Origin of the sequence: Halorubrum lacusprofundi ATCC 49239, from assembly GCF_000022205.1 — an archaeon.
Classification (GTDB): domain Archaea; phylum Halobacteriota; class Halobacteria; order Halobacteriales; family Haloferacaceae; genus Halorubrum; species Halorubrum lacusprofundi.
This window is the reverse complement of sequence record NC_012030.1, coordinates 353497-366552: the sequence shown is the minus strand read 5'-3', so window position 1 is coordinate 366552 and position 13056 is coordinate 353497. Positions and strand designations below refer to the sequence as shown.

10 protein-coding genes and 1 pseudogene are annotated in these 13056 nt (G+C 49.0%); 2 read left to right on the top strand and 9 right to left on the bottom strand.

All coding sequences use genetic code 11. The features are described from left to right. Window positions 1–474 precede the first annotated feature (474 nt). The 8 genes and pseudogenes from HLAC_RS17385 to HLAC_RS18535 all read right to left on the bottom strand — a co-directional run bounded on the left by HLAC_RS17385 (window position 475) and on the right by HLAC_RS18535 (window position 9394). Entirely contained in the window at window positions 475–3483 is a 3009-nt protein-coding gene (locus HLAC_RS17385) for a hypothetical protein (RefSeq protein WP_012660301.1), read from the bottom strand. 567 nt (window positions 3484–4050) lie between these two features. Continuing rightward, window positions 4051–4467 (bottom strand): PIN domain-containing protein, encoded by a 417-nt coding sequence (locus tag HLAC_RS17380; protein ID WP_012660044.1) that lies wholly within the window; start codon window positions 4465–4467, stop codon window positions 4051–4053. Window positions 4468–4475: 8 nt separating this feature from the next. Next, window positions 4476–4706 carry a hypothetical protein gene (locus tag HLAC_RS17375; RefSeq protein WP_012660043.1) on the bottom strand — a complete coding sequence of 77 codons (231 nt, stop codon included), beginning with the start codon at window positions 4704–4706 and terminating at the stop codon, window positions 4476–4478. Window positions 4707–5010: 304 nt separating this feature from the next. Beyond that, window positions 5011–6732, bottom strand: a complete 1722-nt coding sequence (locus HLAC_RS17370; protein ID WP_012660300.1) for a sensor histidine kinase — start codon at window positions 6730–6732, stop codon at window positions 5011–5013. 20 nt (window positions 6733–6752) lie between these two features. After that, entirely contained in the window at window positions 6753–8006 is a 1254-nt protein-coding gene (locus HLAC_RS17365) for a sensor histidine kinase (protein ID WP_154018601.1), read from the bottom strand. Window positions 8007–8483: 477 nt separating this feature from the next. Next, a pseudogene (locus HLAC_RS19085) lies at window positions 8484–8660 on the bottom strand (ISH3 family transposase); the annotation flags it as partial. A 290-nt stretch (window positions 8661–8950) separates the two neighbouring features. Continuing rightward, complete coding sequence (locus HLAC_RS20140) at window positions 8951–9139, bottom strand: DUF8139 family protein (RefSeq protein WP_479686830.1); 189 nt, start codon at window positions 9137–9139, stop codon at window positions 8951–8953. A 39-nt stretch (window positions 9140–9178) separates the two neighbouring features. Continuing rightward, window positions 9179–9394 (bottom strand): winged helix-turn-helix transcriptional regulator, encoded by a 216-nt coding sequence (locus HLAC_RS18535; protein ID WP_079892144.1) that lies wholly within the window; start codon window positions 9392–9394, stop codon window positions 9179–9181. 157 nt (window positions 9395–9551) lie between these two features. Here HLAC_RS18535 and HLAC_RS17360 point away from each other — a divergent pair, with 157 nt between their 5' ends. Next, window positions 9552–10913, top strand: coding sequence for a DNA methyltransferase (locus HLAC_RS17360; protein ID WP_012660298.1), 1362 nt, complete (start codon window positions 9552–9554; stop codon window positions 10911–10913). Here HLAC_RS17360 and HLAC_RS17355 read toward each other — a convergent pair. Continuing rightward, window positions 10910–11626 carry an MvaI/BcnI family restriction endonuclease gene (locus HLAC_RS17355; protein WP_012660297.1) on the bottom strand — a complete coding sequence of 239 codons (717 nt, stop codon included), beginning with the start codon at window positions 11624–11626 and terminating at the stop codon, window positions 10910–10912. The genes HLAC_RS17360 and HLAC_RS17355 overlap by 4 nt on opposite strands. Before the next feature lie 781 nt (window positions 11627–12407). Here HLAC_RS17355 and HLAC_RS17350 point away from each other — a divergent pair. Beyond that, a complete protein-coding gene (locus HLAC_RS17350; RefSeq protein ID WP_012660295.1) occupies window positions 12408–13013 on the top strand; it encodes a site-specific integrase in 606 nt (201 codons plus the stop codon). The last annotated feature ends 43 nt before the right edge of the window (window positions 13014–13056 follow it).

Below are 13056 nucleotides of genomic sequence, written 5' to 3'. Positions count from 1 at the left end.
CATATAAATCTTTCAGTGAATCTCATAAAGCCAGTGGATATACGCTTATCACAAATAGAATGACGGATTATGTAGCGCAGTACAGTACATTCGAGAGTCAAAGAACACAAATAGCAAACAAATAGCCTAAATTAGGATCAGATATTGGTAGGATCTCTACGAGGTCGAAAGCCCGGAGGTGGTGAAAGGGTCCGAGACGGCGGGATACCCCAGAGGTGGTCGATCCATCAGGGCCGGTGGATCAACCACTTGCTACTAGTCTATTTTCTAACTAAAAATCATTGGTCAAAGGCAATTACAACAAAATTTACAGAGAGAAACTGCTGCTCGTGAGTCTTATTCGGCGCTCTCAATCTCCGTCGTGCCAGATTTTCGGATGTAGAGCGTAGCCATAATTGCCGCCATTGTCACAACCATCAGGAGTTTCTTTCGTCCCATACCTCAATGTCCGTCTGTATTCACTAATCACTATTGCTAGGTCGACACAGATTTACACTCACCGAGGCTCTGTTGTGAATCCTCCACCGAGCCCGGCAACTGTCCAATCCGAACTGCAGTCTCCGATCCTGTCACAGCTTCAGCGTTCGCGATCTCGTCTTCATCTGCATACGCCCCCCACAGGAACGCCCACCACCGTGATAACCGACGATGCCGTCCGAACAACGCCTCGATATCATCGTCTGGAGCTATCGGACAGAGTCCACTCATATACACCTCTTCTAACTCGGGGAGATCATAGTGCGTTATGTAGTGGCACAGTACTCGGCTCCCTACATCACGGGCGAACTCTGCGTCGATGATTGCCGTATCTGGCTCTGGTTCTCCAAACGGTTCTTCGCGATGACTCTGGGGACTCCACCATGTCTCTAAGTGCCCTTCCCACCGCCGTCGACCCTCAGATTCGGTCGGCTCAATGATGTCCCACGCTGCGAGCTCGTTGATATACCGGTCGTAGCTACTCCCAGAGATCCCAGCGGCCTCAATAATTTTGGAGCGTCGCATCGGCTCGTCTGCATCCAGCAGTGTTTTCAGCAGTTTCGTCGCTGTCGGCGGCAGATCGGGCAGTAACCGCTCTGCTGGCAGTTGTGACAGCCCGTAGGCGATGTCCCGAATACTGATGAAATCGAAGCTCTGAGTCGACCGAGCGATATGCAACATGGCTTCGGCGACATCCGATGGACAAGCCCGGTGTGGCCGATCAGCAGTCCCTAACACCCGGAGGAACAGCCGAACCAGACGCTCTAAGTCGTCGTTTCGCTCATGGATATCACCCCGATGGGAGACCTCGTAGCCTTTCGCCGTCGCAAATTCTTCGACGAGCTCTCGGGTAGCAGTATAGGTGTTCGAGATCTGGACGGGGATCTCCATCACCGGTGCCGCCTCCGTTCCATCGGCAATAGCCTCTCGGATCTCGCTTGCTTCCTGTTCGATTGCCTTCTCAATTTGTGGTTTGAGATCCGTCATTGTTGGTCCCGAAAACACCCATGAGGCGGTCAGATGCATCGCTGGGTCGGAACTATCGACATCGTACGACAGTCGCTTTTTCAGCTTCTCTTCGCGATCTTCCAGGAGCATTCGGTATCCCGAGTGGATCCCGTAGACAGACTGTTTGGGGACGGTGTACCGAGTGAAATTCAGAAAGTCATTCAGGCGTTTCTCATCCCGAATCAGCATCCCTGTGTCCGGCATTCGGATGTTGATCGTTACGTCGACGCCGATAGCGTAGTAGAGCTGTGTTGCCGAAGCAATCAACCCCTGGAGATCTCGAAACAGTTCTTTCCGAGCTTCGATATCGTCGCTGTTGGTGAGCTCACCGACTTTTTCGAGACAAAGGCTTCGAACGGTGCCGATACGTTCTCTCCAATCATCGTATTGTTCCTCGTCTTCGCTAAACCAGCCGATCTGGTGACCCCAACGGATGATATCGCCTACCTTTTGATCGAGTTTGTCGACGACACCATCGTCGATTGCCTCGAACTCGCTGCCAAGGGCAGATGGAGTCAGTATCTTACTCAGTGCTTTATCGCTCAGTAAGGCTCCCGCAATACGTCCCAGTGTTGGGAGAGGGCCACCCCACTGAGACATAACGAGCAGATCGTCGTCGAAACAACTGAGATAGGAGATGCGACCGTCGTCAAACTTCGCGAGCCGGTCGTCAACGAGGTTTACTCCGCGATTTCGGCGGCCAGCGGCGTATCGGTGGTGCATTCCCCATGCGTCGAGGATCTCAGAGGGGCCGTTGAGCCACTGGACGTAGCTGTCGCCGTTGGTGGGGGAGCCCGTTGCGGCCATCCACTCCTCGGCGGTTGCTGTCGGAGGTGTCCCCTCCCCTCCTTCCGTGCTTGCTTGCGCTCTATACACTGTACCTGCATCGGACTGAGGGGTCGGCGTAAGAGCCGTCTGCAATCTCGACTGGGAGGGGTGGACCGTCCGGTAATCAGCGGTCAGAAACTCCTCGACAGCAAGCTGGCCAAGCGACGTGAGAGAGGCACTGTTGTACTGTCCAGAGCGGTCAATAGAGGCGAGACCCAACTCTTCGAGGTCAAGGACGTAGCGGCCAACAGTCCCCGGTGTGACGCCGATTTCGTCGTCTTGTTTGAGGTCCCGATAGTCGCGTGAGCCGTCGACTGGGAGATTCCCAAGCAACCGGAGACGTCCAGAGTCTTCTGGGAGCTCCTGCAGTACTTCCCACGCGCGTCGACGGGTCGTCGCTGATGAGCGACCAGCCGTAGCCACTGTTTCTTGTGTGGACCTATCAGCACTCTCAGTAAGACCCAGATGTGTATCGTACCACGTAGAATACCGTCGACGGAGATGCTGGTCTAGCCCAGGCGAAATAACGAGACGAACATCGAAGGCTGACCCGAGGACTGCAATTGCAGCGAGAGCCCGTACACCAGTTGACCGGTCGTCGAGGTCCGTCCAGGACTGCCCATCGAGGATGAGCGTAATGGGCTGTGGAGCCTCGTCGAACTCACTGTGAAGTGCAACGGGGCCTTTAGCGAGTGCTTCGAGGCCACCGTTGAGTGGACCTTTGCCAGTCCCGATCTTGGTCAGTGCAGTGTCGATATTTTTCTCACGCTGCTGGTGGTAGTTCGATAGTTCGTCGGTCGACTGATCGTGGTACTTGACAGCGCGATTAAATAGCGAATGGAGGTATTCGACGGCTTCAGCCTCATCATCACTCCACGTGTCGGTCGTCGACCCCCATTCTCGATGCGTGACCCCCAAGGTATCGGCCTGCATTTTGCCCACCAGCGAACCGTATCGCCCGTCCGAGAGGATTCCTGGATCAGTGTGAGCAATGTATTCTCGAAGAGTTCGAACACTGCTTGGGAGGAGTTCGTCGAGCAGCCCTGGAACCCACTCAGTAATTCTTGGAGAGACATCACTGACAAGGATGCCAGCTGTCGAAAGTGATCCATCAGGCGCAACCTGCCGAATATCGGGGTGTCGATCTTGATTATTGGGTTCTGAGTGCATGGAGCCCGCCGTATGGTGAAGCGGACTCTGTGGAGATCGACCTACAACCAGTAAGGGCCGAAAGGAATTTGAACCCGAACGTCGACCTTACTGGTAGGAGCATACCGTCACACGCTCCTCGTAGGATCATATCCACTGATCCGCTTCGGGATACTACGAAACGAAATCCGGGATCGAGCGTAGGAACTTTGGCCCCGGATTTTCGTTTGGAACAATTCTGGTGAGTCATAACTATCGGCTTGTGGTGAGATTAACGTCGGTTTCTACCGTTGATCTTGTGTATTTTGACATATCTGTTGCAGTTGCACTATGTTCCTCACACAACACGTAGTGAGAGATACAGCAGTGGCTCACTGAAGGCAAACGCTTATATTCATCCGAGAAGAAGCAGTAGGTGTCCAACCAGCTGCCTTCTCGGTTATTTATTTTCCTTAGCTGTTGGCTTAGCTTGTGAGATGGAGTGACTTAAAGTATTGCCTAGTAGTTCGAAACTCCGGTCGACAGCACCCACCTGTGACTGATATTAGTTCAGGCTCAGAGAAATCGCTCTACATACGAACTCTCTACTCAGACAGTGTCAAACGACCCAATAACCTCACCGGTGGTAAACACCGAGACGAGGTCCTGTTCGTTGAAATCTGAATCATCACTCCAAATTGCTGCTTCACAGCCAAGAGCACAAGCAACATACAGAACATCATCTGGATCAGCCTCACCAATTGCACTATCGGCCTGATCGATATGCTGATAGAATTCGCTTGCGGGCACTGTCTCAATATGATCAAACAGTAGATCGATAAACTGTCGTACCCGGTCTAGGTCCATTCCTGACTTCTCGACGATGAGATCCTCGTAGCGTTCTATCTCATCGTGAACAACTTCTGGCGTCAGAAGATCAGGCTCTAGCGTAACGATGAGTTCCCGTGTTTTTGAATCTGAGATGAGAGCTGAGATAACGACATTCGCATCTACAACCAGTTTCATTCGGTAGTCTACTCCGACTCTTCTTCAAGGCGCTGGCGTGCGCTGCCGTTGATTTTCGCAGCTATTTCATCCACATCCTCATCTCCTAGTTCACTATCTACTGTGAGCTCATCCATCAATTCAAGCTTCTTGATTTTCTCAGAGATTGCTTGTCGAGTTACCTCACTCCAATTGATCTCAGGGTGGTTCTCCATCCGCTCTTTGAGTTCATCATCGACGTTGACAGTGATAGTCGGCATACAGAATACTATGTGAGCACAGAATACTGTGTCTTTCGGTGGCGATAGCTACGGGACAGTTTCGTCGATTGTGATATCTGCTTATGCATATGGTCGACAGCCAATCAGAGCCAATCTGGCTGACGAACAACTCTCGTTAGTAGATAGTACTAACGTTGGAAACAAAGCCACTTGACAAGCGAGGTGATCGGTTGAGGTCGACACACACATCACCAACAGAAAGAGAACGAGACCAGCAGAACAGATTGCTCTACTTAGAGACTAAGTATAGCAATCCAGGTTAGTCGGTAGATGAGTGAGTCCATTATTCGTCTGAGTGCTTGGTCTCGATGTCCGTTACCTCAAAGCGTGCACCCCCTTCGTCGCTGTCAGCCACCGAGACAGTCCAGCCGTGGGCCTCAACAATTTCCTTGACGATTGCGAGCCCGAAGCCGGTTCCGTCGCGGTTCGTTGTAAACCCAGAATCGAAGACGGCTTCGCGTTTTTCCTCGGGGATGCCCGGGCCGTCGTCTTCGACGTAGAAACCATTATTTTCGAGAGCACCGACCCGGATCGTCACGTCGTCACCCCCGTGTTCGATGGCGTTGCGAAACAGGTTCTCAAAGAGTTGTTGGAGACGGTCAGGATCGACTGCGAAAGTAAGGTCATCGTCAACGACCAGCGCCGCGTTCTTGTGGTCGACCATCTCCCAACAGTTCTCAACGATGGCTGCCAGTGACACCACCTCACGGCTATCGATTGCTTGGCCCTGTCGGGCCAATACGAGCAAGTCATCGATCAAGCGTTCCATTCGATCAAGAGTGTTGGATAGGGTCTTCGCCGAGGTAACGACTGTATCAAGGGTCTCATCAGACAACGGTTCGTACCCGTCGTCAGTTTTCGTGGCGTCAAGGAGTTCATAGATGATCTCACTATTACCTTGGGCGACGTTGAGCGGGTTCCGGAGGTCGTGGGAAACCATACCAGTGAACTGTTCAAGACGGTCGTTTTGGGCTTCGAGCCGCCGTCTGTAGCGTTCTTCATCGGTCACGTCACTCAACACAAGCAGCAACCCGAGCTGGACGTTGTTTGCACTAAAGGAGTTTCTCGTTGGTCGGAAGTACTGTGTCTCGTCGCAGTTGGTATATTGATAGACTTCTCTATTCCGTGTCGTGGCTGCGAGCTCCGGGCAGACTTCGGCAAGCGGTTCATCAAGACGGCCTTCGAGTGCTGGAAATAGTCTTGCCGCGCTCCGATTGAAATCACGGATCTCATCATCATCGTCAAGGACGATCACGGGATCATCGTACTGACCAGCCAACTGAATAGTCCCGAAGCGGTCCGTATAGATGAACAGCACACCGACCGCAAAGACGGCGACACCAAGAGCAGAGTAGCCGATGTTGACAAACGAGTTGCTAATAGCTCCTAAAATATCGAGGATGACTGGCAGGGCCGTTAACCCAATGAGTGCGACGAACGGTCGGGTATCGTAGTCGACCTGGGTGAAGAGTTCGAACAACATGAAAATGCCGACGACCGCCAGCCCGTAGGCTACCCCCATCGCCAGCCAGTGGAGGATGCCGTGATTGATCATGAGGTGGGTAAACGGCTGGTCGACCATCATCGACGTGAAGTACAGCCCGTGGATCGGGTTCGTGAGCTTGACGGCAACGATGCCGAGATAGACTCCAACAGCGACTTGCTGATAGGTAGTGTTGTGATGGAGCGACCGTCCCGTGTAGGCTGAACAAAAGTAGAGCCACGGGCCGACAGTGGCAAGGCCAACAACAAGACCGACCAAGTAGAAGACATATTTGAGATCCGGTGTTGGAGCGATGAGATAGGCGACTTGAAGAAGAGCCCAGGCTCCACTTGTTGCAAGGAGTGCGATCAACCCGTTCCGCGTATCGTGTTGGTTGATCTGCTTGGTGCGGAAGATGCTAGCAAAGCAGATTACTGCGGCAGCTACGAAAACGACAATGTACAACTCAAACACCGGGAGTGACGCTTGCAATTGACTGGTGGCTGTCTGAAGTGTAGTCATTGCGTTATCAACTCCAGACCCTATTCACCAGAGGATTCTGAAGGCACTTCACCAGCATGGAGTCGGAGCTCAATACACGTTCTAGGATCGTCATTGTGTAGCTGCAGATCGCCGTTCAGGCCCTCAATAATCCAGTAGACGAGCCACAATCCCAGTCCTTGGCCATGAACGAGCGGCGTCTCTTCACCAGTTGTCAGTACCGACCGCTCGCTGGGCGGCAACCCGGGGCCGTCGTCAAAAATCCGTATTGCAACCCGATCTTCTATCGTCGTTACTTCGACTGACACCTCTGGATAGTCTCCCGCGTGCTTAGCGGCATTATCGAGTAATTCCCAGACAGCCGTTTCCAAACTGAGGGTACTCTGCGCCACTATCTTGCTGGGCATTTTCACCGTGATATCTGCGTCGGGATATCGCTCGGTGATTTGGCTGGCCGCACGCTCCACCATGGGTGTGATATCCATGGGCTCCAGCTCAGGAGCGAGGTCCATATTCTCACTTAGCTTGCGAGTCGACTCAGAGAGCTGTGACAGTCGGTCGCTTGTCCTGTTAATTCGCTCGGCCAGCTCCGCGTTCTCGCCAGACAACCGTTTTTCGAGGACCTCTGAAAATCCGCCGATGACGTTCATATCGTTCCGGAGGTTATGTCTGAGGACACGATTCAGAACGTGGTTCAGTCGTTCGCGGTGAAACCGTTCAGTTGCTGCTTTTGCAGCCCCTTGAACACCGACGATATCAGCGGTTGTTCGGTTTTCTTTCGGAACGGTGCTCTCGTAGATTGGGACCTTTCGAACATCTAAGACGACTTGGTCGCCTGTCTTGGATTCAACGACAAGATATTCTTCTTCGACGGACTGACCAGCTAATGCTTGTTCGTAGGTCTCTGTTGCTAGCTCAACGGAGGCGTTATCTGGGAGTAACAAGCTAAACGGGCGATCAACGAGTTCCTCTGGTGTGTAGCCCAAGAGATCTTCTGCAGTATCTGATATAAACGTGAACTGTCCGTCAGTATCGATACGGAACACTAGATCGAAACTGGCATCGATGAGGGCCCGCTGCTCTTCTTCTCGTTCATCAAGACGAGCTTCACGCTCTTCGAGTTCCTGTTCGTAAGTCCGTCGTTCAATCGCGTTTCTGGCCAGATGAGCCAGCAGTTCCACGAAGTGTGTTTCAGCATCACTGAACGTAGTGCCTCGTTCTTCTTTATCGGCGAAGCAAATCGTCCCGTATGGTTCGTTGTTAACGGTCAGTTTAGCACCGATGTACGTTCCCAAATCAAACGTCTCGATGGCTGTCTCAGAAATCGCTGAAGACGCATTCGCGTCTTGAACCGCCAAGGGACTATCTGGCTTTGTTGAAATCCTATTGAACTAACACTTTTAGCAGTGACACAGCTGCTACGTAGATGTGGGAATTGGCTGTTTCTTGAGCGATTACTCACTTACAACCCGTTTTTTATAGACTAGATATGCTAATGGAAGCATTAGAACATAGATGACGGTAGTCATGGCTAAAAATAGCTCACTAGAATCTACTGCTAAACTGTAGAATAGACCGAGTCCAACGAGACCATATGCTACAGCAAGTGTCCAAATTACTTTTGACATACATAATCAGTACCTCACAAAGCATCCTCGGCTAGCTGTTTCTGCGGCCTGAGTTCTGTGTCGAAGCGGTTGTACTGACGGTCTCGACGAGAGAATTACGGACGGATCGACGGAGAGCTGTCGCTGTCGGCGGCTGACCGCCGCCGACGCGACAGAGGTCCCGTCGGCGCAAGCGCCGACGAGGACCTCATAGATGTCTTCAGCAGTGATTTCAGCGTTATTGGCTAACGAGAGCGAAACTTCCTCGTCAAGGCGGTTGACGAGAAAGTTAAGAAGCTGGTCCTCGTGGATCTCACCGTCTGCTTGTTTGGTTTTAGACACACCTTCAGCAAGCAGACGTTCTAACTAAGCGGCTTTGTGAAGTACTGAGAATAGACTTTCTGAAAAGCAAGGACTCAGTTGCCCCCACAACTGAGATTCTTTTGCCCCCGCTAGGCCCTCCAGATTAAGCAATGAATTCTATCTGTATAAGATGCGTGATAGATGGCAATTCAGTAGTAAGTCTCGGCATATATTCAGACGGAGGACGACAGCCAGTCGGACTCATGATGGAGCTTACCCCCTGCTTTTCCACTGCAGAATCTTAACCAACAAAATACAGAGTGTGTTGGTTAATAGAGTGGTGGTCGAACTTCTTCTGCTGTGACCTCCAGCACAATATTCGAATCATCGAGCGCAACTTCGTAGACTCCATCTCGACGGGAGAGCACCATTCCATGTTCTCCATGGTATTCAAAATTCACATCGTTCTCGTCGGGAATATCGATTCGCACTCGGTCGGCCAATCTATACGGATGCATACGCCGACGTGGATTCGGTTTCGTATTTGAATATGTAGATTAGAATTCTGTTTCGTCTACGTCAACTTGTATAGAATACAATCCTGTATCTTCCAAGTTTTCTATAATATTGTGTTCCTCTAAACGCTTCAATCTCTGCGTAATATATGAACGAGACCAATCAATTTGTGTCTCAAGATATACTGCTGTTACACGTCCTTCCTGCAGCTCAGAGAGTATAGATTTATCAGCATCATTGAGTCGTATATCTACCACAGTTGACTGAGGGGATGAATGACGTGTTAATTAATACCAGCACTTTACACTATTAATCCACATCGTAAATATAATGGAATCGTAGAATAACATAGTATGATAAGGTAGCTCGTTTACGAAACAACTACCTCTTACCACCAGTCACATAGGACTATTCATGACTAAGGATTCACGACAAAGCGTTCTAGGCTCTGTATCTGAACCAGATGAAATCACGAGTTTAGATGATATTGATTGGACGTTCAAGGGCGTAAACACGCAGAAATACACTCATGGGTTACACAAATACCCTGCACGTATGGTTCCTCAGATTGTAGATAATTTGCTGTCCTACTATCTCGATGAAGGCGTGATTGAAGAAGGAGATTTGATTTACGACCCATTTTCAGGAAGTGGAACAACATCTGTGGAAGCTCGCCTACATGGACTGAATGCTGAAGCGAATGACATCAACCCGTTTGCTGTAATGTTGAGTGAAGCCAAAGCAACGCCATTAGAACGAAACGATTTATCTGATTCTCGTGACTTCATATTGCAGAATCTAAGTTCAGACCTTCGTGACGTACGCGAAGAATATGAGTCAGAAGGCGAGGTGTCATCGTTGGAATTACCAGAGGTTCGAGACGGGTGGTTTCCACAACCTCAATTGTATGAACTGAGTCTTCTACGAAACCGTATCGATGAAGTTGAAGATGAATACGGAATCGAATATGCTCGATTTTGGCGTATCGTTCTATCTCACACTACACGTAAAGTAAGCTATCAACGTAACGGAGAATTCAAACGGTATCGTTTATCTGAAGAAGATAGGGAAGAACACAACCCAGATTTGGAATCTATATTCACGAAAAAGCTAAAAGAAAATTATAACCTGATGTTGGAATATAGTGATGTTGTAGACCATTCGTTAGAAACTACGATACACTATTCAGATTCCCGGTCAGCCACTGAAGATGTTGGAGAAGATGTTGCAGATATTGTCATTACATCACCACCATACGGCGACCATAAAACAACAGTAGCCTACGGTCAATTCTCACAAGACCCTGCTCTCTTGACTGGTAAAGTCACCTACGACGAGATGCGTAACGTAGACAAAAATGGACTTGGTGGTAAAAACGAGATTGTAGAGCCGCTATCTGATTTAGAAGAATATTCGCCTGCTCTCAAAGAAACGCTGGAGACCTTGAGAGAGAAAGAAGGAAGGTCAGATGATGCACTCAATTTCTTCTCAGATTATTATGCTGTGATGGAAGAAGTAGCGAAGATAGCTAAACCCAGTCAACCAGTTGCGTGGGTAGTAGCCAATCGAACAATGAGCCGAGTGAATATCCCGACTCACCTTATTACGGTAGAACTGTGTGAGCACTTAGGATATGAATTCGACGTGAATCTACCGCGAGAGATTCCGAACAAAACTATGCCACTTTCCAATGCTCCAGAGAACGTTACTGGAGACACTGGTGAGCTAATGTCTAATGAGAATATCGTGATTCTCAGAGCACCAGAAACTAACTAATCGTCGTCGTCGCTTGGAAGTGTTGTTTGACCACTATCTCGATAATCTTCGGGGTCTATATCATCTAGTAGAGGTGTACGTTCTGCGAATGCTCGGTCAAGCTTGCTTTCATCCATAATCCTCCAAGCAGTACCACGGTTTCTATTCGCACCAGATTCTTTCAGGTGCATTCGGAGGTCTAGAGTAATGATTCCTTCACGCATCAATTCAAGGAATTCGTCTCCGTCGAAACCGTCGAGATGGTACGCATCCACATAATGGAAATATTCTCTCCCATCACGTTTTTCTGAATCTGCAAATACCATAACCATCTGAGGGAATTTATCTTCGAATTTTTCTTGTAACCATTCAATTGGATAAATAGCACACGTACCTACATCTTCGTGAACAACTTCTATTGTGTCATCAGTGTAATCTAAGTAGAAACCACGATTATTCGGCTCATCAGGTCTAACGGTGACTTTCAGAGCTTGCCTACCTTTATCATCAACATAACCTAACTCATTGACCATCTTCTGTGACCAGAATGGTCTATACTCATCACCTTTCGGAGGTTCCTTAGTGAACAGAGATGTGAGACTACCTGATGAATTTCTAACAGACTTCAGTTCGACACCAGCCGTATCTGGTCCGGGTACATTGTTTTCCTCAATTCCAAGCAAATCTTCGAGTGTCTTTCCGACACCTGTATCTGCATTTCTATGAGTTTCCACGAAACGGCTCTGTTGAAATCCTATTCTTCAGATATGTTCTCGTCTGAAATAGCCGGTCGCTGAGAGCTGCGTGTTGATTGAGGCGTGAGTTTCCCGTACTGACCGCGACCGGCCCAGAATGAATCACTTGCTGAATATTTCAACAAATCTTCGCATTAAAGTACAAGTGAATAGGATGCTACATCGATAATATGTCCATTAAATCGAAGAAAATAGCAGGCAATATGAGGATCAAACCAGTTCATATTTTGTTAGCTGTCCCCGTTTGGATGGCGATATCGATAGCTGTCCCTTTGGGAACTACCGTGAGTCTTATCATTCTAGCTACATTACTAATATGCTACTTTCTGCTTCGTATTTTAGTTTCGTTAGAACGTTTGCGTTTTGATATGAGAGAGTAGTTGAGCGCGTTGTACGGACCGAGACTGGGTCGGAATATGTCACTTGATGAGGATTTCAACAGAGCCCACGAAACCCATCTTGCTAATCTCTTCTAAGGATTCAACGAAATCTTCGAAATCCTGAATATCTCCCATAGGTCATCAAAATCACCAAAGGTAAATTAATGTATTCTGTATGATATTAATTAGTATTGAGAATGTATTATGGAAATGTACATCGTAAAGTTAGAATCTATTGTCCAACTTCCTACACAGAGTTGGACAAAATAGATTATACAGTGCTGTTCTCGTCGCTCTTACCCTACCCTAAGAGACGTAATTCTACCGTTCAAATTAAATCCATACTATTATGTCCGTAAACATATTGTAATTGGACATAGATGCAACTGGAATCCTACGAGGAGGATGACGGTTTTCGTGTGAGCTTGACCAAGGAAGAACGCGAAGCGTTGTACGATGAAATCGATAACACTACTTCCAGTATCGCATGGGGATTAGCATCTTACTGTGGCCTACGACGGCAAGAGATAGGCGACGTTCAGTTCAAAGACCTACGCCGGAGAGATAACGGAGATTACGTGTTGAGAGTATGGGAAGGGAAAGGAGATAAATACAGAGAGACACCTGTACCATCGAGTCTTGCTATTCGAATTCAAACGGTCGAAGAAACATCTGATGTTGATTCCAGTGATGAAGTAATCGACCACTCCATGCGTACATGTATTAGGCACGTCCAAGCTGCTGCTGATAGGATTCAAGATGAGACTGGAGATGAAGGTTGGCAATATCTCGGATTGCACGACGGTAGGAGGACATTCTGTAACACTCTTTTAGATTCTGACGTTGGTCCACTACAAGTTATGCAGTGGGCGTCGTTTGACGATTGGAAAACTTTCAAAAAACATTACCTAACATCAGTACCTCACAAAGCATCCTCGGCTAGCTGTTTCTGCGGCCTGAGTTCTGTGTCGAAGCGGTTGTACTGACGGTCTCGACGAGAGAATTACGGACGGATCGACGGAGAGCTGT